This is a genomic window from Microbacterium sp. TPD7012 (assembly GCF_003075395.1).
Classification (GTDB): domain Bacteria; phylum Actinomycetota; class Actinomycetes; order Actinomycetales; family Microbacteriaceae; genus Microbacterium.
On sequence record NZ_QDFV01000007.1, the window covers coordinates 17,938 to 41,775 of the forward strand.

The following is a 23,838-nucleotide window of genomic DNA, read 5'->3' on the forward strand; positions in this document are numbered from 1 at the left end:
CCATGCGCGTCGCCATCGTCTCCCGCATCTACCGACCGGAGCCGTCTGCCGCCTCGCTCTTCCTCGGCGCCGTCGCCGACGAGCTGACCGGCCGCGGGAATCGGGTGGTCGTGCTCACCGCCCGGCCGCCGAAGAGCACGAGGACTCCGCGTCATGTGGAGACCGTCCGCACCTTCCCGGTGGTCCGCGACCGCCAGGGTTACGTGCGCGGGTACATCCCCTACCTGAGCTTCGACATCCCCCTCGCCTTCCGCCTGCTCTTCCTGCGGCGCCCCGACGTCGTCTTCATGGAGCCGCCGCCCACCACCGGGGTCGTCGTGCGCGTCATCTGCGCCCTGCGGCGGATCCCCTACGTCTACGACGCGGCGGACATCTGGTCGGATGCCGCCGACCAGGCGACGAACTCCTCGCTCGTGATCCGGGTGCTCCGCGCCATGGAGGGATTCGGGATGCGCGGCGCCGAGCGCCTCGTCACCATCTCGCAGGGCGTCGTCACGCGCGCTCGCGCGCTGGGCGTCTCCCGCAGGATCGCCGTCACGGGCTTCGGTGCGGACACGGGGGCGTTCGCCCCGGACTCCGACGTCCCCGTCCGGAAGCTCTTCGTCTATGCGGGGAGCTATTCGCCCTGGCACGGCGCGGAGGCGCTGATCGACGCCTTCGGGATCTTCTCCCGTGAGCATCCCGGCTACACGCTGCGGTTCATCGGCAACGGCAGCGAACGCGAGCTGATCGAGGAGCGCGCGAGACAGGTCGGCGTCGCCGACGCGGTCGAGTTCCTCGCCGCGATGCCGGCGGAGGAGCTCCTCCCGCACCTGAACGAGGCCGTCGCGAGCATGGCGACCCTGCGCCCCGGCACCGGCTACGACTACGCCTTCACCACGAAGGCGTATTCCTCGCTCGCGGCGGGATGCCCTGTGCTGTTCGCCGGCCCCGGCCCCACCGCGCCGTTCCTGCGGGAGGCGAACCGCCACGTGCGGGCCGGGATCGCCTGCGAGTACGACGTGGCCCAGATCGCGATCGCGATGGAGCAGCTCGCGATCACACCGCTCTCCGCGCAGGAGCGCGAGGACCTCGGACGCTGGACAGCCGAAGAGCACTCCCTCACGGCCGTCGCGCGGCGCGTCGTCGACAACATCGAGTCCGCGGCCGTCCGCTCCGAGGAGCGCTGAGATGGCCGGTCTGCACGACATCGCCGGCTGGTTGGTCCGCCGCCGCTCGTCCCTGCCCGCCTGGGCGACGCGCATCATCGATGCGCCCGCGCGCAACCCGGACGGCCTGATCGGTCGACTCGCCTATCGGATCCTCGGCGGCGGCGGCGCTGCGAACACCTCGGCGCCGGACACGGCCGTCCGCGTCTACATCGCCCCGACCAACTACTCCGGTCAGGGCTTCCTCTGGGCGCGGGCGCTCGAGCGGGCGCAGAGCGACGTCGGCGCGCGCAACATGGCCGTGGACATCCCCGGCGGATTCGCCTTCCCAGCTGACACGACCGTGCCCATCGCCGTCAACAGCGCCTCCGCCGAGTGGCAGCGCGCCGAGTGGGAGGCGGTGCAGGCCTTCACGCATGTGCTGATCGAGGCGGAGCGGCCGATCTTCGGCGGGCTCTTCGGCCGCCGGGTGCTCGCCGAGGTCGAGGCGCTCGAGAAGGCCGGGCTGTCCGTCGCCTTCCTCAGCCACGGCACCGACATCCGCAGCCCTCGGGCGCACGCCGCGCTGACGCCCTGGTCGCCCTACCCGGAGGACCCCCGTACCGAGACGCTCCAGGCCGACGCCGATGAGAACATCGCGCTCCTCGACACGCTCCGGCGCCCCACGTTCGTCTCGACACCCGATCTGCTCCTCGACGTCCCCTGGGCGCGATGGTGTCCGGTCGTCGTGGACGCCGAGCGCTTCGCCCAGGACCGCTCCGTGCTCCTCGGGCAGACGCCGCGCGTGATCCACATCTCGAGCTCCGCCGTCCAGAAGGGCAGCCATCACATCGCGCCGGCCCTCCAGCCTCTCGTCGACGATCGGGCGATCAGCTACGACCTCGTGACCGGCGTGAGCTCCGCGGAGATGCCGGCGATCATCGGCGGCGCCGACATCGTGCTCGACCAGTTCCGGATCGGGTCGTACGGCGTCGCGGCCTGCGAGGCCATGGCGGCCGGTCGGATCGTCGTCGGGCACGTCCTGCCGGAGGTGCGCGAGCTCATCCACGCGGACACCGGCCTGGAGCTGCCGATCGTCGAGGCCACCCCCGACACGCTCCGCGACGTGGTCAGCGGGCTGCTCGCGGACCCCGATCGCGCGCGCGCGATCGCCGAGAGCGGACCGGGCTACGTGCAGGCGGTGCACTCGGGCGCACGCAGCGCCGCCGTCCTCCTGGACGGATGGATCGACCGCTCAGGCCGCCCCGACGGGGACTGAGCGCGTCGCGTCGCGCCTGTCCTTCCAGCGACGCATCCGACGCTCGACGGGGCGTTCCACGAACGCGTGCAGCGCCCACGCGGCCACGATGCACACCGCGAGCAGCACGACGTACCAGATCAGGTTCGTCCACGACGGCGGCTGGAGGCCGAAGATCCGCAGGGCCGTGTAGATCACCGTCGCGTGGATCAGGTAGAACGCGAACGACCACTCACCCAGCTTCACCTGGAGACGGGTGTCGAAGAAGACGCGGCGGCCGTTCAGGGACGCGGACGCGAGGGCGACGATCGCGATCGCGCAGCCGACGGTGAACAGCTCGTTGGCGAAGGTGCCGACGTACCCGATCAGCGGGACGACTCCGTTCAGGCGGCTGCTGAGGAGGATCGCCAGGATCGCCACCGCCATCGCGCCGACGCCGACGAACGGGTGGATGCGCGGACGCCAGCCGTTGCGCATGGCCCACGCGAGCGCCATGCCCAGCACGAACTCGGGAAGCCTCTGGACCGGCAGCGGCACCAGCGGCAGCCAGGAGTCGGGGGCCAGGGCGACGCCGGCGCGGTACACGAACGCGTAGAGCACGACACCCGCCGCCAGCAGGAGCGCTCCCCGCTTCGCCATCGGGACGAGCACGCGCGAGATCCACGGGTGCAGGGCGTAGAAGAACGCCTCGCAGGTCAGAGTCCATGCCGCCGGGTTCCCGGAGAAGAGGATCATCGGATTCGACCACCAGGCCTGCAGCAGCACGACCGAGAGCGCGAGGATGCCGAGATCAAACGGCTTGAGGAAGCTGCCCTCCGGGATGGCGGCGAAGGTGTAGAACACCGGGATCGCGAGGATCAGAGCCACCATGTGCGAGGGCCAGATCCGGGCGAAGCGCCGCCAGTAGAAGGTCGAGTTCGACACCGCGGGGCGCGCCGACCACGTGAGCACGAAGCCGGATAGCACGAAGAAGAACGTGACTCCGAAGTAGCCGTAGGAGAACACCTGCGCCAGCAGCCCCGGGACCGGTGCGAAGACGAGCATGTGATAGAAGAACACCAGGAAAGCCGCCCACCACCGGAGCCCGGTCAATGCGTCGAGTCGCTGCGTCGGCTCGGCGAGGACGTTTCGGGAGGGCAGCGACATCTCGTCTCGGTTCCGGTATCGGGGGCGGTCGATAGTCCAGGATACCCGGCGCCTCGCCCGGACCCCGCCGCCCCGTAGAATTCCAGTGATGAGCACCCCGCAGATCGACGTCGTCATTCCCGTGCACTCCGCCACCCGTCCCGTGGATCGCGCGGTGCGGTCCGTCCTCGACGGGACGAGCGCGGACGTGCGCGTCAACGTCGTGGCGCACAACATCGACCCGGCCGTGATCGCGTCGAACCTGGGCACGCTGCTGTCGGACGCCCGCGTGCGCCTGCTCCCGTTCGAGGACGGCATCCGCTCCCCTGCGGGGCCCATGAACCACGGCATCGATCAGGCGACCGCCCCCTTCCTCTCCGTGATGGGATCGGACGACGAACTCGCTCCTGGGGCCATCGACTCGTGGCTGCGCCTGCAGGCGGAGACCGGTGCGACGACGGTTCTCGCGCGCATCCGCATCGTCGGGCGCGGAAGCGATCCGTATCCTCCGGTGCGCAACGGTCGGCGTCAGCGGGAACTCGACGCCAGGAAGGATCGGCTGACCTACCGCTCCGCGCCGCTCGGCGTTGTCGACCGGCAGCGGTTCGCCGACCTCCGCTTCACCGAAGGACTGCCGTCCGGCGAGGACCTCGCCTACACCGCCACGCTCTGGTTCACCGGTCAGCACATCGCCTATGACATGACGGGGCCCGCCTACCTCGTGCACGATGACGCCGACGACCGGGTCACCTTCTCGAGCAGAGACGTCGCCGCGGACTTCGCGTTCCTCGACGCCATCGAGACCGCCCCCTGGTATCCCCGCCTCCGTCGCGCCGAGCGCCGGGCACTCGCGATCAAGATCCTGCGGGTGCACCTGTTCGATGCGATCCTCGCGCGCGCGAACGCGCCGGAAGGACTCGGCGCGCACCGGCTCGACCTGATCGCCGTGATCGAGCGCCTGGAGCGGATGGCACCCGGAGTGCTGCGTCTCCTCGCGAGGGTCGACCGCCAGGTGATCGACGAGCTCCAGGTGAACGAGCCGGAGAAGGCGCGGATCCTCCACCTCCTCGACGCGCGGTGGAACTATCGCACGATCGGCGCGCTCACGCCCAGGAATCCGTTCCTCGCGCTGCACGGGCAGGCGCCGTTCCGCACCCTGTTCGCGGGGCTGCGCTCGATGAGCGCAGCCTGACCGCAGTCCCCGACCCGATTCGACTCAGTCGAGGTCTCGGGCGAGCCCGGCGAGCACGACCTGCTCGGCGAAGTCCGGAAGCATCGAGGCCACCTCCAGGAACGTGCCGGAGGCGGCGATCACGCCCTCGTCGACGTAGCAGATCCGGTCGTAGTCCTTGATCGTCGAGAGGCGGTGCGCCACCGAGATCAGCGTGACCTCACCCTGCAGCGCGCGGATCGACTTCGTGACCTCGTCCTCGGTCTTGGTGTCGAGCGAGCTGGTCGCCTCGTCGAGCACGAGCACGAGAGGATCGGTGTAGAGCGCGCGTGCGATGCCGAGGCGCTGCTGCTGACCGCCGGACAGCGATACGCCGCGCTCCCCGATGCGCTCGTGCATGCCGCCGGGCCGAGAGCGGATCAGCGGTCCGAGCTGTGCGCGCTCCAGCGCGTTGAGAACCCTTTCCTCGTCGACTTCCTCGGTCCAGGTGAGAGCGACGTTCTGCGCGATGCTGCCGTCGAACAGCGCGACGCGCTGCGGGACGTAGCCGACGCGGCCGCGCCACTGCTTGAGCACCGATCTGAGCGGCGCGCCGTCGATCGAGATCTCTCCTCGGGAGGCCTGGCTCAGGCCGAGCAGCAGGTCGATCAGCGTGGACTTGCCGGCTCCAGACGGCCCGACGATTCCGAGCGAGCTGCCGAGCGGGATGTCGAGGGACATTCCGCGGATGACGTCCTCGGTGGCGCCCGGGTAGCGGAATCGCACATCGTCGAGACGGAGCTCCCGCGGGTTCTCCGAGAGGATCGCGGTGTCCGCCGGGGTCGTGGAGGTCTCCATGTCCTTCTCGGCCGACATGAGGTCGCCGATGACATCGAGAGCCGAGGGCGTGCTCGCCACCGCCTGCACGATGCCGCCCTGGATGCCCGTGATCGCCGGGATCAGCCGGAATCCGGTGGCGGCGAACAGCGCGACGGACGACAGCGCGGCCGTGAGGCCGCCCTGCCAGAACGAGAACCCGCCGATGAGGATGACACCGCCGATCAGCGCGGCCTCGAACGCGAAGCCGGGGATGATGCCGAGGAACGAGCCGTTGGCCCGCGCACGCACAGACCGGCTGCGGTTCGCCGTGACGAGGTCGGAGACCTCGGAAAGACGGTTGCGGAGGCTCAGCTCCTTGAGCGCCTCGATCATCTCCGTCATCAGGATGGCGACCCGGTAGCTGTACGTGAGGTTGACCTGCGCGGCCTCGAGCGACCGCTTGGTGACGACCTGGTGCACGATGAGCGCCACGAGCCCCAGGTAGCCGAAGGCGATGATGGCCGTCCAGGGGTCGGCCACGAGAAGCACTGCGATGATCAGCACGAACGTGAAGATCATGCTCGGAACGCGCATCAGCGGCAGCAGGAACCCCGCCATCGTGTTGGCGATGCCGGCATCCGCGATGCGGGTGATCTCGGCGACGGAGCGCTTCGAGCGCTCCTCCCAGCTCGAGTTGATGTACGCGTTGAACATCCGATCGCCGATCTCCAGCTCGTACTGGGCGAAACGGCGCGTGGCGAACCAGTGCAGCGTGACAGAGAGCACGGACTTGAGGATGATCAGGACGCAGGCCGCGAGAGCGAGCAGCGGCATCATCTCGGCCGACACCTCGCCGATGATGGGCAGCGACAGGGTTCCGCCCGAGAGAGCGGGACCGATGATGAGCGCCAGCAGCGACATCGCGATGACGTCGAGTGCGGTGATCACGGTCGTCGCGACCATGTAGCCGGCGAAGTAACGCCGTGCGCCTTCGGGCAGCAGCGGAAGGAGGTCCTTCAGGACCGGCCAGATTCTCTTCATACGCTCCGCTGCTCAGAAAGTGGTCGACACGCCGGTGGCGGCCGAGGTGACCGCACCCTCGACGACGGCGAGGGTGTGCAGACCCTGCTCCATCGTCACGAGGTCGCTCGGCTTGCCCAGGACGGCATCGCGGAACGCCTCGTGCTCCACCTTGAGCGGCTCGCGCTTCGCGTAGGAGTAACGGGTGATGTCCCCCTCCGAGACGCCGCGGAACGACGAGATCGAGTCCCACTCGAGCGGGATCGTGCCGTTGGCGTAGAAGGTGAGGTCGCCGGTCGCGGTGTCCGCGATGAACGTGCCGCGTTCGCCGGTGACGACGGTGACGCGCTCCTTCATCGGCGAGAGCCAGTTGACGAGGTGGTTCACGATCACACCGTTCGCCAGGCGACCGGTGACGGTGATCATGTCCTCGAACTCGCGGCCGCTGCGGTGCGCCGTCTGCGCGAACACGGTCCGGTACTCGCTCTGGGCGACCCAGCTGGTCAGGTCGATGTCGTGGGAGGCCAAGTCCTTGGCGACGCCGACATCGGCGATGCGCGCGGGGAACGTGCTCTGACGACGAGTGGCGATCTGGAACACGTCTCCGAGCTCACCCGCCTCCAGGCGGCGGCGCATCTCCTGCAGAGCGGGGTTGAAGCGCTCGACGTGACCGACGGCGCCGATGAGGCCCCGTGATGCGAAGGCATCGGTCATCCGACGCCCCGCCTCGACGTTGTGGGCGATCGGCTTCTCGACGAGCGTGTGCACGCCGGCCTCGGCCAGCTTGAGCGCCGCGTCCTCGTGGAAGCGGGTCGGCACGGCGACCACGGCGATGTCGATTCCGGCCGCGATGAGCGCGTCGATGTCGGGGAGGACCTCGAGTCCGCCGGCGACACCGTGGGGGTCTCCCCCGGGATCGGCGATGGCGACGAGGTCGACGCCGTCGACGTCGCGCAGCACGCGGGCGTGGTGGCGACCCATCATCCCGACGCCGAGAAGGCCGGCACGCAGATCGGCCATCAGGCGCCCGCTCCTGCGACGGTGTTGACGGCGGCGACGATGCGCTCGAGGTCGTCCTGGCTCAGCGACGGGTGCACGGGCAGCGACGCGACCTCGCGGGCCGCGCGCTCGGTCTCCGGCAGGTCGAGGCCCGGAGCGAAGTGCGTCAACGAGGGCAGACGGTGGTTCGGGATCGGGTAGTAGACACCGGCGCCCACGTTGTGCTCGCTCTTGAGCGCGGCGACGAAGCCGTCGCGGTCCTCGGGGACGCGGATCGTGTACTGGTGGTACACGTGCACGGCGCCGTCGGCGACGGGCGGCACGATGACGCCCTGGAGGTTCGCGTCGAGGAACGCCGCGTTCGCCTGACGGGTCTTCGTCCAGGCGTCGACCTTCGTGAGCTGCACGCGACCGATCGCCGCGTGGATGTCGGTCATGCGGGCGTTGAAGCCGATGACCTCGTTCTCGTACTGTCGCTCCATGCCCTGGTTGCGCAGCAGCTTGACCTGGCGGGCGATCTCGTCGGTCGCCGTCGTGACCATGCCGCCTTCGCCGCTGGTCATGTTCTTCGTCGGGTAGAGGCTGAACATCGCGAACTCGCCGAACGAGCCGACCGGGCGGCCGTCGAGCGATGCGCCGTGCGCCTGGGCCGCGTCCTCGTAGAGGGCGATGCCGCGCTCGGCGGCGAGCTTCTCGAGCTCGCGCATGCGTGCGGGGTGGCCGTACAGGTGCACGGGCAGGATGCCCTTGGTCTTCGGGGTGATCGCCGCGGCGACGGCCTCGGGGTCGAGCGTGAACGTGTCGGGCTCGATGTCGACGAAGACCGGGGTCCCCCCGGTGAGCGCGACGGAGTTGCCCGTCGCGGCGAAGGTGAAGGAGGGCACGATGACCTCGTCGCCCGCGCCGACGCCGGCGGCGAGCAGACCGAGGTGGAGACCCGCCGTGCCGGAGTTCACCGCGACGGAGGGGCGCCCCGGCACGAAGTGCGCCGAGAACTCGCTCTCGAACGCCGCGACCTCGGGCCCCTGAGCGATCATGCCGCTGCGCATCACGCGATCGACAGCAGCGCGCTCTTCATCTCCGATGATCGGCTTTGCGGGGGGAATGAACTCGCTCACACGGTCTCCTTGATCAGTGTTCCGTCAGTCTCGATGTAGTGCGCACCCGTGGAGGGGCACACCCAGGTCTTCTCGTCCTCGCCGGCGACGAGGGGGACGCCGGACTCTCCCACCCAGCCGATGCGGCGGGCGGGGACGCCCGCGACGAGGGCGTAGGCCGGCACGTCCTTGACGACCACGGCGCCGGCGGCGACGGTGGCCCAGGCGCCGATGGTCACGGGGGCGACGCAGATCGCACGGGCGCCGATGGCCGCGCCGCGCTCGATCGTCACGCCGACCGGCTCCCAGTCGTGCGCGCTCTTGATCGTGCCGTCGGCGTTGATCGCCCGCGGGTACGTGTCATTGGTCAGCACGACGGCCGGTCCGATGAAGACGCCGTCGCCGAGCTTCGCCGGCTCGTAGACGAGGGCGTAGTTCTGCACCTTGCAGTTGTCGCCCATGATCACGCCGGTGCCGATGTAGGCCCCGCGACCGACGATGCAGTTCTCTCCGAGCTGCGCGTCCTCGCGCACCTGTGCCAGATGCCAGATGGAGCTTCCTGCACCGATCTTCGCCTCAGGGGACACATCGGCCGAATCGACGATCCGGACATCGGTCGGTGAGGGCATACGGGTTCTCCTCGTACGTGTTGAAGGGGACTCGGTCATCCTATCTGTTCACCCAGTCGTTTCCTGAGAGGATAGGAGGGTGATCAACCCAGTCAGCCCCGATCCGCATACCTGGGTCGTCGTCCCGCTGTTCAACGAGGCGACCGTCATCTCGGGGGTGATCGCGACGCTTCTCCCCCATTTCCCGAACGTCGTGTGCATCGACGACGGCTCCACCGACGGCTCCCTCGAGGAGGCGCGCGCGGCCGGTGCCCACATCGTGGAGCACCCGATCAACCTCGGTCAGGGCGCCGCACTGCAGACGGGCATCGACTACTCGCTCTCGCAGCCCGGATGCGAGTACATCGTGACCTTCGACGCCGACGGCCAGCACCGCGTCGACGATGCGATCGCCATGGTCGCCGCGGCTCGCGAGACCGGTGCGGCGATCGTCTTCGGCTCCCGGTTCCTCGACGACCGCACGAACCCCGGCTGGATGAAGCGCGTCATCCTCAAGACCGCGGTCTGGGTGACGAACCTCACCACCAGCGTCAAGCTCACCGACGCGCACAACGGTCTGCGGGTCATCCGCGCCGACGCCGCGAGCCGGATCTCGCTGAAGCAGGACCGGATGGCTCATGCCACCGAGATCGTGCTGCAGCTCGGACACACCGGACTCCCGTGGATCGAGCATCCGGTCGAGCTCCTGTACACCGACTACTCGAAGTCGAAGGGTCAGTCGGTGCTCAACTCCGTCAACATCCTCGTCGACCTGATCGTGAGGTAACGCCATGTGGATCCAGATCGTCCTCATCGTCGGCGTCGTCGCCATCGGCGCCGTCTTCATGCGTCGCACCGGCGCCGACAGCCATCTCGCCATCCGCCGCCTGCTCTTCGGCGTGTTCGTGCTCGTCGCGATCGTGTCGATCCTGTTCCCGCAGTGGCTGACGTGGGTCGCCAACCTCGTCGGGGTCGGCCGCGGCACCGACCTGCTGCTCTACGCCCTTGTGCTGATGTTCCTGGTGTTCGTCTACACGCAGTCGCGTCGGAACGCCGCCCAGCAGCGTCGACTCACGCTGCTGGCGCGCAAGCTTGCCCTGCTCCAGGCGTCGAGCCCGTCGGAGCAGCCCGACGAGTCGGATGCCGGGCAGCCGGAGAGCCGCTAGTCGCAGGCGGTGATCCGCCAGAGGCTCGCTTCTCCCTCACGGGCGACCTCGTCGAAACCGGGCTGCCCCTCGAACCCGGTCATCCCCGGCATCAGGTACTCGCCGGGCCCCGTGCCGCCGATGCCGAAGTCGAGCACGTACTCGGGGGCGCCGTAGGCGGCGAGGGCCTCGCAGACCGCGGGGTCGTCCCCGGCATCGCGGAGACCGACCGCGAGCGTGTCCCATGCCTGCGACTGCGGCGGCGACCATGTGCGCGGGATGATGTCGCGGTCCCCGAGCACGTACGCGAATGCGGCGCCGGTCGAGGGGTTCGCGATGATCACGGCATCCTCGGGGATCAGATCGGGGAGCTCGCGCAGGAGCGCGTACTCGTCGGTCGAGAGGTAGCTGTCCGCGTCCATCGCGTAGCGGGACTGCTCGTCCGTCTCGGCCGCGACGCGCAGCAGGACGACCGGTGCGATGATCACGCCGATGACGCCCACCACGGCGATGACGGCCATCGAGATGACCGTCAGCGGAGTGCGGGCGAGCACGCTGACGTCCGACCACCGGCGGGCGACGACGCGGATGACCGCGGCGAGCCCGACGGCTGCGAGCGGCACCACGATCAGCGGCACGACGGCAGCGAGACGGAAGGAGTCGCCGTACCACGGTCCCGTCAGCACGCGCTTGACCACCGGGAGGTCCGTGGCCACGCTGATCACGTAGAGCAGCGAGATACCGGCCCAGGCGACGACCAGCCAGCGCAGGCGCGGCGCGCGCACGGCGATCACGAGCCCGACGATGAGCAGCGCGCTCATCCCCCATGCCGGCGGGAGCAGCGAGTGGCTGTTCAGGATGACATCGACCAGGGCTCCCGGGATCCCCCGGTACGACCGCCAGAGCACGTGCCCGGCGAGGTAAGCCAGCGCGAGCCAGACCGCCACGACCGCTGCCCATCCGCCGAGGAGCACCACCAGCGATCGGCGACGGAAGACACGGTCGGCCGTGCGATAGCGGCGCAGGACGGTCCCGGTGAGCCACAGCATCACCAGCACGCCCCAGACGAGGACCGACGACGGCTGCGACAGGGTCGTCGCGGCCACGGCGAGCACGGCGGCGACCGCGATGCCGATCGCGCGGCGAGCCTTCTCGCCGGGCGCCGCACCCATCCAGATCCGCACGACGTCGATCGTGAGCGCCGCAGCGGCTGGGATCACGGCGAGCGAGAGCGCGTAGGGATAGAGGACTCCCCACTCGAACATCAGCTGCGGGAAGGCGAGCAGGCCCGCCGACAGCGCCGCAGCCAGCGCGGTGACCGCACGGTTGCCGTTGCTCACCACCCGGGCGAAGAGCGCGATCGCGAGCGGCCACATCACCGCCGCGATCACCAGCGACACCATGTTGGCGGCGACCGGGATCTGGGCGACCTCGAGCGCGACGAGCGATGTGACGGCGTGCCACGCCGCGGGGTAGAAGGTCGTGCCGCCGATCAGACCGGACACGTCGAGCGAGGACGCGGTCCCCGTCTCGGATATCCACCGCAGCACGTTCAGGTGGAACACGGCGTCGTTCGTCTGGGAGAGCGCTCCCGGCAAGCCGACGTACGTCATCAGACGGGCGGCGTTGAGGGCACCTCCGACGACGAGGCCGGCGAACAGCAGCAGGTTCGGCACGCGCGACCGCGGTCGCGGCAGAGACAGTCGACCTCCCGTCGATCCGCGTCCACGGCCGACGAGCAGCGAGAGCGCGTACAGCAGCGCGCCGATGACGACGACGCCGACGCCGACGCTCAGATGACCCCAGCGGATGCCGAGGAACGAGTACACGATCGCCAGCACGGCCAGCAGGCCGACGGAGATGCCCGGGGCGGCCGCCCACAGGACCAGACCGCGCAGCCGCAGCGCCAGGCCGAGGAGCAGACCGGGGAGGAACACCACGGCCAGAGCGAGGGCGAAGAGCCCCGTATGCGCCAGCCAGTCGGTGATCATTCGTCGACCAGCGCGATCGCGCCCTCGATCTCGCCGTCGTAGACGACCTCGCCCTTGTTGATCACCACGCCTCTGGTGCAGAGCTCTCGGACCATCTCCATGTCGTGGCTGACCACGACGAGCGTCTTCTTCTGTGCGATCAGCTCGCCGAACTTCTGGCGGCACTTCTCACGGAAGGGGGCGTCGCCGACCGAGAGGATCTCGTCGACCAGCAGCACGTCGAGCTCCACGTGGATCGCCACCGAGAAGGCGAGCCTCATGAACATCCCCGAGGAGTAGTGCTTGACCTCCTGATCGATGAACTGCTCGATCTCGCTGAACGCGACGATCTCGTCGTAGCGCTCCTCGACCTCCTTGCGTTGCATCCCGAGGATGGCCGCATTGAGGAAGACGTTCTCACGACCGGAGAGCTCCGGGTGGAAGCCTGCCCCGACCTCGATGAGACCGGCGACCCGACCGCGAGTGAGCACCTCGCCGGCATCGGGCTCCATGACCCCGGAGATCAGCTTCAGGAGCGTCGACTTCCCCGAGCCGTTCAGGCCGAGGATGGCGACGGACTCTCCCTCGTTGATCACGAGGTCGAGTCCCTTGAGCGCCTCGAAGGTGCTGCTCGTCTTCCGACGACGGATCCAGGCCACGACGGTGTCCTTGAAGGAGAGCGCGTGGTTCAGGGTGAAGTTCTTGCGGACACCGTCGACGACGATGCTCGGGCGCGAAGCGGTTGCAGTGCTCATAGGTCCTGGGCGAACTTTCCCTCGAGACGGCGGAAGACGAGCTGACCGAGCAACAGAGTGCCGACCGCGATCAGGAACGTCCAGAGCGTGTTCCACGCGAGGTCGGGCGGGAGTGCCAACGTGGTGTCGGTGACCGGCCGCCAGAAGGCGTAGTGGAACAGCTCGACGCCCTGCGTGATCGGATTCAGCAGGTAGATGTCGACCAGCCAGTCCGGCCACCCCAGCTTGTCCATCGCCTCCTGCACCATCGTCCAGGCGTACAGCACCGGCGATGCCCAGGTGGCGAGGAGCAGCAGGAGCTCGACGATGTTCTCCGCGTCGCGGAACCGCACGTTGAGCGCGCCGAAGAAGAGCCCGATACCGAGCGCGAACAGCGACACGATGATCATCGCGGCCAGTGCGGCGAGCACGCCGAGGATCGAGACGCTCGGGATCCACCCCATGAACAGGCACACGATGAGCAGCAGGGCGAGCTGCGGGAGGAAGTGGATGAAGGCGACGACCACCGAGGAGACGGCGAACAGCTGGCGCGGCAGGAACACCTTGCGCACCAGCGGCGCGTTGTTCACGATCGACGTGGTCGCGTTCTTGAACGCCTCGGAGAACAGGTTGATCACCACGATGCCGGAGAACAGGTACACCGGGTAGTTCGGGATGTCGCGGTTGAGGTTCAGGAAGAGTCCGAGCACCACCCAGAACACGAGGAACTGCGCTCCGGGTCGCACATACGACCAGGTCCAGCCCAGCACCGAGTTGCGGTAGCGGGTCGTGACTCCCGTTCGCACCAGCAGGTACAGGAGATAGCGCCAGCGCACGACATCGATGAGTCCTCGGCTGGTGCCGGGGGTATCGAACTCGGAACGCGGGACGACGGCGAAAAGATCTCGGGTATCTGTCACTGGCCCACTCATTCAGCTGCGGTGGCGGTCGCCACGACGCATCCCAGTATCCTATGGCACCCCTGGAAGCAGGCCGAGGACACCCCGAAGGGTGCCCTCGTGTCCTGAATCACGCCGGTCAGATGATCTGCTTCATGATCTGCCACCCCATGTTGATGCGGGTCGGATCGGCGGTCCAGCCGGCGCGGCCGTTGCCGCGGTAGATGTACATGTCGCCGGTCGTCGTGACCGCGAGCACGTCGCTGTTGCCGTCGCCGTTGAAGTCGCCCATGCTGAACACCGAGGCCATCCCGCCCCAGCCCTGTCCGATCGAGCGCGCGTTGCCCCAGTTGCCGTCGCCGGTGGTCGAGTAGAGCATGAGCACTCCCCCGGCGGTGCGGCCCATCAGGTCGGCCTTGCCGTCGCCGTCGAAGTCGCCGACGCTGAAGAGATCCGTGAAGCTGGCCCAGCCCTGGCCGATCGTGGTGCCGAGACCGGCACCCCATCCCCCGGCGCCGTTCCCGCGGTAGAGCCGGAGGTCGCCCCTCGCGTCGACGACGAGCACATCCGGCGTCCGGTTCCCGTCGAAGTCGAGGCCGCCGACGATGCGGAGGAACGAGCCCCAACCGTTGCCGATGACGATGCGCGGGCCGAAGCCGCCGCCCGCCAGACCGGGGTGCAGATAGAAGATGCCGCCGGCGTCGATCTGACCGAGGTCGCTGAATCCGTCGCCGTTGAAGTCGCCCATCGGGGTCAGCCTGTCGGTCGCCGCCCAGGTGCTGGCCGGGCGCGCGATGCCGCCCCAGTTGCCGTTCCCGGTCGTGCCGTAGACGCGCACCTCGCCGGCCGTCGTCATCGCCACGATGTCGCGACCGGCCACGCCGTCGACGTTGCCCACACCGGCCGGGAGGGATCGCGGACCCCAGACCGCCGCGCCGGATACCGACGCGTTGACGGTCTGCCAGCCCAGGCCGATCGCGATGTCCGCACCGATCGCTCCGCCGCCTGCGCCGCGATAGAGGCGCAGCGTGCCGGACGAGTTGATCGTGAGGAGGTCGGAGACGCCGTCGCCGTTGAAGTCGCCGGTGTTGAAGATGTCGGTGAAGCCCTGCCACCCGTTCCCGATCTGCCTCGACGCCTTCCAGCCGCCGCTGCCGTTGCCGGAGTAGAGGTACAGGCGCCCTCCACCGTCTCGAGCGACGAGGTCGGGCCGGCCGTCGCCGTCGAAATCGCCGTTGCCGCTGATCAGGTTCATCGCGGACCATCCGGTTCCGACGACGCGTGGGGCGAGGAAGCCCCCGCGGTTGTCGCCCGCCCGGAGCATGAGACGGCCGGCGGAGTCCGTCGTGAAGAGATCGGGGACGCCGTCTCCGTCGAAGTCGCCGGCGGGTGTGGCCAGCAGCACTCCGGACCAGTCACCGGCCAGCGTGGTCGGCGCGGGCATCGTGGTCGTCCCGTTGCTCCGCACGACCTGCGCCGGGCCGGACGTCTTGATCGCGACGAAGTCGCGACGCCCGTCGCCGTCGAGGTCTCCGACGCCGAAGAACTTCTTGACCCCGGTCATCCCTCCGCCGACCTTGACACGATCGCCCCAGGCGCCGTTCAGGTACGGATAGCCGAAGACGTCCCCCGCGCCGTCGACTCCGAGCACGAACGAGCTCTGATCGATCGAGGACAGCGTCGGCGTCATCGAGGTCGGGACCTGCGTCGAGCCGAACCAGTCCGTGAAGTAGTTGTAGAAGTTGCGGTTGCCGTACGCGGAGCACGGGTCGCCGCTGTCGCCGTATCCGGCGTTGAGCGCGTTCTGGTTCGGCTGGTACGGCGTGTAGTAGTAGAGCGCCGACGTGGCCTTGTTCGCGATGTAGACCGGCGAGGAACCGCACCCGGCGTTCGGGTTGTACTGGATGTTCCAGGTCCGGTACGGCGCGTACCACTGGAACCACTTGCCCTCCATGTAGATCTGCATCTGCCGCGCGGCACCGTAGATCTGGTGGAAGAAGCCGACGTACTGCGGATCGCACGGCGCGGTGTCGGGGCAGCCCTGTCCGAGGGCGATGTCGTAGCGCCACGCGCTCGGCCACGAGTGCGTGACGAGGCCCTGCTCCTTCTGGAGCATCACGATCAGCACCTGCGGGTTGATGTTGCACGACTGCGCCACGCGGTAGATGATGCGCGCCGCGGTCTCGTTCGCGGCCCCCGTGTATCCGTTGCAGTACGCGTCAGCCGGACGCGTCACCGACGAGATCGTGAAGTCCTTGAGGCAGACGATCCGTCGGCCGTCCTCGTCCGTGCCGCCCAGGCAGCGGGAGACCTTGCTGTTGAAGAAGGTCTGGATCTGCGCCTCGGTCATCGAGTTCTTGTTCGTGAACACGGCGTCGCTGATGAGATTGCCCGCGTTGAAGCCGACGAGCGTCGTCTTCGCCAGTCCGGCGGCGACGGGGTCGGCAGAGGGGTTCGCCGCAGTCGCGACGCTCGACGAGACGGATGCCGTGGCGGCGGTGGCGGGGACCACCGTGCCGACGATCAGGGCGGAGGCGGCGAGGAAACAGGTGAGGAGTCGGGTGATCCTCAGGGTGTTTCGCGAGCGTGGGGCACGTCGAGACATGTGACCAGTGTGACGGAAGTTACAGGATGATGCCACTGTTACTGAGAATCCGCTGTATGGATCGCGCGCGTCGCTCGCTGGTGCGAGCCGGCTTCCGCCGTCAGAGATCGGCGTGCAGCCCCCACACGCGCTCTGCCGAGCCGGCCCACGAGAACGCCCGCGACCTGTCGGCGGCGAGGACCCGCAGGCGGGCCGCTCCCTCGCGGGAGGCCGCCGCGAGTGCGTCTGCGACGCCGTCCGCCGGCACCAGCAGCCCTCCGTCGGCGATCACGTCGTGGTGCGAGCCGCTGTCGACCGCGACGACGGGGATGCCGAGTGTCATCGCCTCCACCGCCCGCCACGGCCAGCCCGCGACCGGACTCGTGGCGGCGAATGCCGCCGCGCCCGCGAGGACGGCGGCTCGGTCTTCCGGCGACAGCACCCCGCGCACGTGGGCGCGCCGTTCGGGGAGCCCCGCGGCCGATGCCCGTTCGGCGAGTCGCGGTTCCGCCCCCTCGGGCGCGTCGAGAACCACCGCGTCGAGCCCCGCAGCGACGGCACCGCGGAATCCCGCCTCGAGCGATGCCGGTGTGCCGGTGAGCACCACGTACTCCCCCGGCATCGACAGCGCGGCGCGACGCGTCTCGGCGTCACGCGGCGTCACGAACCCCCGCGGCGCGGCGCCGGCGATCACCCGTACGCGACCACGGAGCTTCGCCACCTCGGACAGTCGCTCCGCCACGGCGTGCGAGGGCACCACCACGGCGTCCGCATGCTTCACCGCGCGCTTCAGCATGGCGCGCTGCCAGGCCACCGCGCTCTTCGAGAGAAGCTCGGGAGCATCCCAGGCCTGCAGGTCCCAGACGGTCACCGTGGTCTGATCGTTGTCGTGCACGCGGTCGTGGCGCACGAGCGGTGCCATGAGGCTCGGAGAATGGATCAGGCCTCCGCCGACGCCGGGCGCGATGCCCAGCTGCCAGGCGGCGGCCAGCTCACGCCGCGCGAGGTTGAGCGTGCGCACGTCGGAGACCCCCGTGACGGTGACCTCGGCACCGGCGGGAACGATGGCATCGACCGTGCACCCGGTGGGGGCCGTAGCCACGAGACCGATCGCCAGATCCACCGCGGCCGCGGCCTGATCCGCATCGACGACGTGCACGAGCTGATCCAGAACAACACGCAGCCGAGCACCCATGCGCTCAGGCTATCCTCGCGGCACCGCTCTCCCGTGGATCCCACCCCCGTGCCGTGCGAATATCGGGCTTCCCGAGGCATCCGTCCTCCGGTCCGGCAGCGGTTCGTGCTTGAATGCTCACGTGAGCGACGGTCGACTTCCCCGGCGGCGCCGATGGATCGGTTGGACCGTCGGCATCGTCCTGACGCTTCTCGTGCTCGCGATCGGATGGGTCGCCGTCCGCGGCATCGGCGCGGTGAGCGACCTGCAGCTGGTCGCCAAGGGGGCGTCGCAGCTCAAGGCGGCGATCGCCGAGGGCGACCTCGAGGGGGCGGAGCCCATCGCCGGGAGCATCGCGGGCAACGCCGAATCGGCGCGCGATCTCACCTCCGATCCGGTCTGGCAGGCCTTCGGCTACATCCCCTGGCTCGGACCGAACTTCCGCGCCGTGAGCGACGTCGCCGAGATCGCCGACGATGTGTCGGCGGATGCCCTCGCGCCGCTCCTCGACGTCGCCGCCGGCTTCGATCTGGGCAGCCTCGGCTTCGCGGACGGCGCGATCGACCTCGAGCCCTTCGCCGAGATCGAGAAGCCGCTCGGCACGGCGAGTGCCGCGCTCACCTCCGCGGAGCAGCGCGCCCAGCAGATCGACGCGGATGCGACCCTCCCCCCGCTCGCCGACGCCGTGCGCGAGCTCCGTGCGTCCGTCACCGAGGCTGCGACCGTGGTCGGGTCGCTCCACGGCGCCGCGGTTCTCCTGCCGACCATGCTCGGAGGCGACGAGCCGCGCGACTACGTGCTGGCCATGCAGAACAACGCCGAGCTGCGGTCGTCGGGCGGGATCATCGGATCGATCGCCCTGCTGCATGCGGAGGGCGGCCGGATCACGCTGGGAACCCAGGCGTCCACCAGGGACTTCCCGGGGCTGGACGTCCCGCTGCCGCTCAGCGAGTCGACCGTCGCGCTGTTCGAGGACCGGCCGGGTCGGTACCTGCAGAACATCACCAGCATCCCCGACTTCGCCGAGGCGGGGGCGACGATCGCCACACGGTGGCAGGGACGCTTCGGCGGCGAGATCGACGGTGTGATCGCCGTCGACGCCGTCGTGGCCGAGCACCTCATGGAGGCCACCGGAGACCTCAGCTTCGGTCCGTTCACGGCGACCTCCGAGACCGTCATCAGCATTCTGCTCTCCGAGATCTATGCCGCCATCCCGGACCCCGCGGCCCAGGACGACGTCTTCGCCCAGGCCGCGAGCGGCCTCTTCGGCGCTGCGCTCTCCGGAGGCGACACGAAGGCCCTCATCGGCGCGCTGGCCGAGTCGGCGGGCGAGGGCCGCATCCGCATCTGGAGCGCCCATGAGGACGAGGAGTCCGTGCTCGCGGCTTCCGCCCTGGGCGGGACGATCCCGACGGACAGCGTCGATGCGACGTATGTGGGCGTGCTGATGAACGACACCACCGGCGCCAAGATGGACTACTACACGCGGGCGTCGGTCGCCACCGCGATCGGCACGTGCCGGGGCGAGCCGACGACGCAGGTCCGCGTCACGTGGACCAATGAGGCACCCGCGGATGCCGCGACGTCACTGCCGCCGTATGTCACGGGCGCCGGGTACTACGGCGTCCCCGCCGGGTCCGTGCGGACGCTCATCGCCGTCTACGGACCGGAGGGAGCCACGGCCTCGCACATCGACCGCGACGGCTCCGAGGAGGGCGTGCAGACGGCGATGCTCGGAGACCGCTCCGTCGTGCAGCACGAGGTGCTGCTCGCACCGGGCGAGTCGACCACGATCACCGTGGAATTCCAGGGCGATGGTGCCGGCGAACGCCTCACCGAGGCGCTCGTCACCCCGCTGATCGAGGCTCCGGAGATCTCCCGCGAAGAACTCCGCTGCGGTTCGTGACTTTCGCCTCCGAATAGGCTACTGTCGACTCACTGGGGAATATCTGGGCTCTGTCTTCCTGCCGTGGGGGCAGGATGAGTCCACGCAGTCGAGCGCAGGGGTGTGCTCGGGTGCGATTCCGCGTGAAATTCTGGGGAGAAATCATGCTGAAGAAACTGGCTGCCATCAGCCTGACCGCTGGCGCGCTGGTATTCATCGCGCCCTCCGTCGCAACCGCTGCGCCTTCCGGCCCGGCTGTGACGACCGACTCCTACGCGGAGACCCCTGGCGTGAAGGTCGATGATCCGATCATCGACATCTGCGAGGTCTCGACCATCGTCTTCGGCCCCGGCTACTTCCTGCCGTCCGAGAACGTGAACGTGTCGGTGTCGGGTCTGAACGCCGCGAACGCGGCCGTCTCGGGCAACACCGCCGCTGCTGACGGAAGCATGACGGTGACGTTCCGCCCGCCGTCCGACGGAGAGGGCTCCTACGCCATCGCCTTCGGCGGCTCGCGCTCGTACACCGCGACCATCACGGTCTCGCACGGACACGACGCCGCTGTGAGCTGCGACCACGATCCGTCTGTCGCGCCCGCAGGGTCGGAGCTGCCGCTCACCGGCGACGGATTCGAGCTCGCGCTCACCGGCGGAAGCGTATCGCCGTGGATCCTCGGCGGCGGAGCCGTCGCTCTCGTCGCCGGTGGGGCCCTGGTCGCCGCCGGTGCGGCTCGCCGCAAGCGCGCCTGAGTCTGGCTGCCGCCTCGTGCGGTGGTCGGCTGGACGACGGTGATCCCTCCCCCTCCGATCACCGTCGTCTGGCGATCCCGGTGGCCGCACCGGAAGCCCACGGCCTGCTCCTCCGGGAGACGGTCGTGGGCTGCGGCGTGCCCGCGGACGGCGTACCGCCGCTGATCGCGGACGATCGCATCTCTCCCGGTGAAGTCGGCGGTCCACGGACCACCAGCTCACGGATCAGCGGCTCGCGGACCTTCGGGTCACGGCTCCGGCGTCGGCGTCTCGGTCGGAGGATGCAGGGTCTGCCGGATCATCTCCTGGATGTACCCGTAGTCCGGCTCGAACTCGTCGACTCCGAAGTCCGGGGTCAGCTCGATCGACGTGACGGGCAGCTCTTTGGCCTTGAGCATCAGATCGAAGAACTCCGGCAGCTTGTCCTGCGGCAGGTCGGTGCTGATGAGCGCCGTCCCCGCCGCCGCCACCTCGTTGAAGCGGGTGAGGACCGTCTGCGGAGTGAACTGGGCGAGGATCGCCTCCTGCAGCTCGCGCTGCCGCTTCATCCGATCCCAGTCGCTGGTGGTGTACCGCGAGCGTGCGTACCACTGCGCGGTGTCGCCGTTCATGAGCTGCTGGCCCGGTTCGATCCAGCCGATCGCCCACTCGTTCACATCCGTGCCTTCCCAGCCCTCCGGCGGGCCGCCCATCGGCAGGCGCTCGGTCACGTTGATGTCGACGCCGCCCAGCGCATCCACGAGCTCCGCGAATCCGTGCATGTCGACGAACACGTAGTACGGGATCTCGATTCCGAGGACGCCTTCCGCGGCATCCTTGGTCGCTTCGATGCCAGGGTCTGATCCCTGCGCGACGGCGTCGGGGTAGAGCGAGGCTCCCTGATCCTCACGGCAGATCTCCGCGGCGTTGCGCACGTGGTTCATCCAGCCGTTCCAGCCGCAGTCGTCGGAGCTGTAGCCCTCGAAGCCGTTCGGATAGAGCTCCTGCATCGGGCTGCCCTCGCTGAACGGAGCATTCGGGAGCTCACGCGGGATGCCGGTGATCGTCACGGCGCCCGTGTCGGCGTTGACCGACACGACCGAGATGCTGTCGAACCGCATCGAGTCGCGCCCGTCACCGCTGTCGGCACCCAGGAGCAGGATGTTGTAGTACCCGTCGCTCGGCGGGAGGCTCGGTCCGCTCTGCCCGAAGATCGTGGAGATGGTGCTGCGCGCGGACCCCACCACGGTCGCGGCGTATCCCGCGGCGCCGCCGACGAGTCCGAGCAGGATCAGCGCGACGATGGGGATCGCGAACCGCGAAGGACCCGAGACCTTCACGAGACGCACCAGACGCAGGGCGTCGAATGTCAGGACGATCCAGAGCACGACGTACGCGACGATCAGCACCTGCACGATCGTCAGCACGGCGGCGGAGAAGAATCCGCCGCCGATGGTGAGCCAGAGCAGCACCGGGCGCGCGAACAGCGCCAGGCCGGCCGTGACGATCACCAGGAACCAGGCGATCAGCGTCGCGCGCAGCCCGAAGCGTCCGAGCCGACGATTGCCCGCGAGGATCTGCGCCGAACCGGGCACGAGGAGATTGAGCGCGACGAGCCACCAGCCGCGCTTCGTCATCTGCCCAGGGTCGGAGGAGTCCGGATGCCGCAGCGGCCGGTTCTCGATCAGCGGGCGCCCTGTCGCGCGCGGTGGCGCAAGGGTCACAGCGAGCCCTTCAGCCGTTCGTTCTTCTCCTCGACCTGCGCCTCGAGGTCGCGCGCGTACGCCTCCACCCGGTCGGCGAGGTCGGCGTCGGCGGTACCGAGGATCCGTGCGGCGAGAAGCCCGGCGTTGCGCGCGCCCCCGATCGAGACGGTCGCGACGGGGATGCCGGCCGGCATCTGCACGATCGAGAGCAGCGAGTCCATGCCGTCCAGATACGCGAGCGGCACCGGCACGCCCACGACCGGGAGCGCCGTCATCGAGGCGACCATGCCCGGCAGATGGGCCGCTCCCCCGGCGCCGGCGATGATCACGCGGATGCCGCGGGAACGTGCCTCGCGCGCGTAGGACATCAGCTTGTCCGGCGTGCGGTGCGCCGAGACGACCTCGACCTCGTGCGGGATCCCGAAGTCCGTGAGCGCCTGCGAAGCGTCGCTCATGACACGCCAATCGGAGTCGGATCCCATGATCACGCCGACCAGCGGCGCGGCGGAGGAGTGCAGTGGCTCGGTCACCAGATCAGGCTACGGTCTGCTGCTGTGAGAAGCCCTGAACGGCACACCTCTTGCCCGGTCTTGCGGGACGGTCAGTCGAAGTGCGCGGCTGCCGCCCTCGCGACGTACACCGCGTCGTCGAGATCATCACCAGAGACGTTCACGTGCCCGACCTTGCGACCCGGACGCGGAGCCTTGCCGTAGGTGTGGATCTTCGCCGTGGGGTGCTCGGCCATCGCCGCGTCGAATCGCGCCTCGAGAGTGCCTTCGGTCGGACCGCCGAGGATGTTCACCATCACCGACCACGCCGCGCGCGGCGCCGTGCTCCCCAGCGGGAGATCGGCCACGGCGCGCAGGTGCTGCTCGAACTGCCCGGTCACCGCTCCGTCCTGACCCCAGTGCCCGCTGTTGTGCGGACGCATCGCCAGCTCGTTGACGAGGATGCGCTCGTCGTCGGTCTCGAAGAGCTCGACGGCGAGCATGCCCGTCACCCCGAGACCTTCGGCGATCGTGCGTCCGATCTCCTCCGCGACCCGGGACAGCCGTTCGGTCGCCGCCGGCGCGGGCGCGATGACCTCGGCGCAGACGCCACCGCGCTGCACGGTCTCGACGACCGGGTAGGCGACGATCTGACCGGAGGGCCGACGCGCGACCTGCTGTGCGAGCTCTCGGACGAACGGCACGAGCTCCTCGACCAGCAGCGCATCGCCGTCGGCGACCGCCTCGAACCAGTCCTGGGCTTCATCGGCGGCGCGGACGACCCGCACACCCTTGCCGTCGTATCCTCCGCGCGGCGTCTTCACGACACCTCGGCCGTCGTGGCCGTCGAGGAAGGCCTGGAGCTCATCCACGCTGCGCACGGCCGCCCACTCCGGCTGCGGGATGCCGAGCTCGGTCAGGCGCGCGCGCATCACCAGCTTGTCCTGGGCGAACTGGAGGGCGTCCGGACCCGGGTGCACGACGACGCCCTCGGCGACGAGTGCCCGCAGCACCTCCTGTGGAACATGCTCATGGTCGAAGGTGATCACGTCGACGTCGGCCGCGAACGCGCGCACGGCGTCGATGTCCCGGTAATCGCCCACGGCGGTCGCCGCGAGGCGGGCGGACATGCCGTCGCCCTCCGCGAGCACCCGCAGGTCGAGTCCGAGCTCGACCGCCGGAGCGATCATCATCCGGGCCAGCTGTCCTCCGCCGATCACGCCCACACGCAGCGTCATGTGCCGCCTCCATTCGTCTCGACCATTCTCGCGCACGCAGGCGACGATGTCCGACACGGGTGCCGCGGCGCTCGGGCGGCGCCG

Annotated in this window: 20 protein-coding genes; 7 read left to right on the forward strand and 13 right to left on the reverse strand. The window is 69.3% G+C overall.

All coding sequences use genetic code 11. The annotated features are described in order from the left end of the window. Positions 1-2: 2 nt before the first annotated feature. Positions 3-1,169, forward strand: a complete 1,167-nt coding sequence (locus tag DC434_RS16995; protein WP_116636505.1) for a glycosyltransferase family 4 protein — start codon at positions 3-5, stop codon at positions 1,167-1,169. 1 nt (position 1,170) lies between these two features. Next, positions 1,171-2,406, forward strand: a complete 1,236-nt coding sequence (locus tag DC434_RS17000; RefSeq protein ID WP_116636506.1) for a glycosyltransferase — start codon at positions 1,171-1,173, stop codon at positions 2,404-2,406. Here the strand turns inward: DC434_RS17000 and DC434_RS17005 are convergent. Continuing rightward, positions 2,383-3,531 (reverse strand): acyltransferase, encoded by a 1,149-nt coding sequence (locus DC434_RS17005; RefSeq protein WP_116636507.1) that lies wholly within the window; start codon positions 3,529-3,531, stop codon positions 2,383-2,385. The two genes, DC434_RS17000 and DC434_RS17005, sit on opposite strands and share 24 nt — an antisense overlap. 88 nt (positions 3,532-3,619) lie before the next feature. Here DC434_RS17005 and DC434_RS17010 point away from each other — a divergent pair, with 88 nt between their 5' ends. Continuing rightward, entirely contained in the window at positions 3,620-4,702 is a 1,083-nt protein-coding gene (locus DC434_RS17010; RefSeq protein ID WP_116636508.1) for a glycosyltransferase, read from the forward strand. A 24-nt stretch (positions 4,703-4,726) separates the two neighbouring features. Here DC434_RS17010 and DC434_RS17015 read toward each other — a convergent pair whose 3' ends face one another. From DC434_RS17015 to DC434_RS17030, 4 genes are read right to left on the reverse strand one after another with little or no spacing between them, the layout of a single operon-like run. Continuing rightward, entirely contained in the window at positions 4,727-6,520 is a 1,794-nt protein-coding gene (locus DC434_RS17015) for an ABC transporter ATP-binding protein (RefSeq protein WP_116636509.1), read from the reverse strand. A 12-nt stretch (positions 6,521-6,532) separates the two neighbouring features. Next, on the reverse strand, positions 6,533-7,519 hold the full coding sequence (locus DC434_RS17020; protein WP_116636510.1) for a Gfo/Idh/MocA family oxidoreductase: 987 nt from the start codon (positions 7,517-7,519) through the stop codon (positions 6,533-6,535). Beyond that, entirely contained in the window at positions 7,519-8,616 is a 1,098-nt protein-coding gene (locus DC434_RS17025) for a DegT/DnrJ/EryC1/StrS family aminotransferase (protein ID WP_116636511.1), read from the reverse strand. The genes DC434_RS17020 and DC434_RS17025 overlap by 1 nt, the downstream gene beginning before the upstream one ends. Beyond that, positions 8,613-9,224, reverse strand: a complete 612-nt coding sequence (locus DC434_RS17030; RefSeq protein ID WP_116636512.1) for an acyltransferase — start codon at positions 9,222-9,224, stop codon at positions 8,613-8,615. Before DC434_RS17030 ends, DC434_RS17025 begins: the two co-directional genes overlap by 4 nt. A 79-nt stretch (positions 9,225-9,303) precedes the next feature. Here DC434_RS17030 and DC434_RS17035 point away from each other — a divergent pair, with 79 nt between their 5' ends. Both DC434_RS17035 and DC434_RS17040 read left to right on the forward strand, forming a co-directional pair. Beyond that, positions 9,304-9,990, forward strand: a complete 687-nt coding sequence (locus DC434_RS17035; protein WP_116636513.1) for a glycosyltransferase family 2 protein — start codon at positions 9,304-9,306, stop codon at positions 9,988-9,990. 4 nt (positions 9,991-9,994) lie between these two features. After that, positions 9,995-10,369 carry a DUF2304 domain-containing protein gene (locus DC434_RS17040; RefSeq protein ID WP_116636514.1) on the forward strand — a complete coding sequence of 125 codons (375 nt, stop codon included), beginning with the start codon at positions 9,995-9,997 and terminating at the stop codon, positions 10,367-10,369. Here DC434_RS17040 and DC434_RS17045 read toward each other — a convergent pair. The 5 genes from DC434_RS17045 to DC434_RS17065 form a co-directional block, all read right to left on the reverse strand. Then, on the reverse strand, positions 10,366-12,339 hold the full coding sequence (locus DC434_RS17045; protein WP_116636515.1) for a DUF6541 family protein: 1,974 nt from the start codon (positions 12,337-12,339) through the stop codon (positions 10,366-10,368). The two genes, DC434_RS17040 and DC434_RS17045, sit on opposite strands and share 4 nt — an antisense overlap. Next, complete coding sequence (locus tag DC434_RS17050) at positions 12,336-13,073, reverse strand: ABC transporter ATP-binding protein (protein ID WP_116636516.1); 738 nt, start codon at positions 13,071-13,073, stop codon at positions 12,336-12,338. The genes DC434_RS17045 and DC434_RS17050 overlap by 4 nt, the downstream gene beginning before the upstream one ends. Then, positions 13,070-13,972, reverse strand: a complete 903-nt coding sequence (locus DC434_RS17055) for an ABC transporter permease (RefSeq protein ID WP_243408988.1) — start codon at positions 13,970-13,972, stop codon at positions 13,070-13,072. The genes DC434_RS17050 and DC434_RS17055 overlap by 4 nt, the downstream gene beginning before the upstream one ends. Positions 13,973-14,090: 118 nt before the next feature. After that, positions 14,091-16,556 carry a VCBS repeat-containing protein gene (locus tag DC434_RS17060; RefSeq protein ID WP_116636518.1) on the reverse strand — a complete coding sequence of 822 codons (2,466 nt, stop codon included), beginning with the start codon at positions 16,554-16,556 and terminating at the stop codon, positions 14,091-14,093. Between the two features lie 100 nt (positions 16,557-16,656). Beyond that, positions 16,657-17,730 (reverse strand): glycosyltransferase, encoded by a 1,074-nt coding sequence (locus DC434_RS17065; protein WP_116636519.1) that lies wholly within the window; start codon positions 17,728-17,730, stop codon positions 16,657-16,659. Between the two features lie 121 nt (positions 17,731-17,851). Here DC434_RS17065 and DC434_RS17070 point away from each other — a divergent pair, with 121 nt between their 5' ends. Beyond that, the gene (locus DC434_RS17070) at positions 17,852-19,615 is read left to right on the forward strand and encodes a DUF4012 domain-containing protein (protein ID WP_116636520.1); all 1,764 of its coding nucleotides are present in this window, start codon (positions 17,852-17,854) and stop codon (positions 19,613-19,615) included. Between the two features lie 269 nt (positions 19,616-19,884). Continuing rightward, positions 19,885-20,343 (forward strand): hypothetical protein, encoded by a 459-nt coding sequence (locus tag DC434_RS17075; protein ID WP_243408989.1) that lies wholly within the window; start codon positions 19,885-19,887, stop codon positions 20,341-20,343. A 248-nt stretch (positions 20,344-20,591) separates the two neighbouring features. Here DC434_RS17075 and DC434_RS17080 read toward each other — a convergent pair whose 3' ends face one another. The 3 genes from DC434_RS17080 to DC434_RS17090 all read right to left on the reverse strand — a co-directional run bounded on the left by DC434_RS17080 (position 20,592) and on the right by DC434_RS17090 (position 23,754). Further along, a complete protein-coding gene (locus DC434_RS17080) occupies positions 20,592-22,046 on the reverse strand; it encodes an LCP family protein (RefSeq protein WP_116636522.1) in 1,455 nt (484 codons plus the stop codon). Then, positions 22,043-22,510: a 5-(carboxyamino)imidazole ribonucleotide mutase gene (gene purE / locus DC434_RS17085; protein ID WP_116636626.1), complete on the reverse strand. Its 468-nt coding sequence runs from the start codon at positions 22,508-22,510 to the stop codon at positions 22,043-22,045. Before purE ends, DC434_RS17080 begins: the two co-directional genes overlap by 4 nt. A gap of 119 nt (positions 22,511-22,629) precedes the next feature. Continuing rightward, positions 22,630-23,754, reverse strand: coding sequence for a 5-(carboxyamino)imidazole ribonucleotide synthase (locus DC434_RS17090; protein WP_116636523.1), 1,125 nt, complete (start codon positions 23,752-23,754; stop codon positions 22,630-22,632). Positions 23,755-23,838 lie beyond the last annotated feature (84 nt).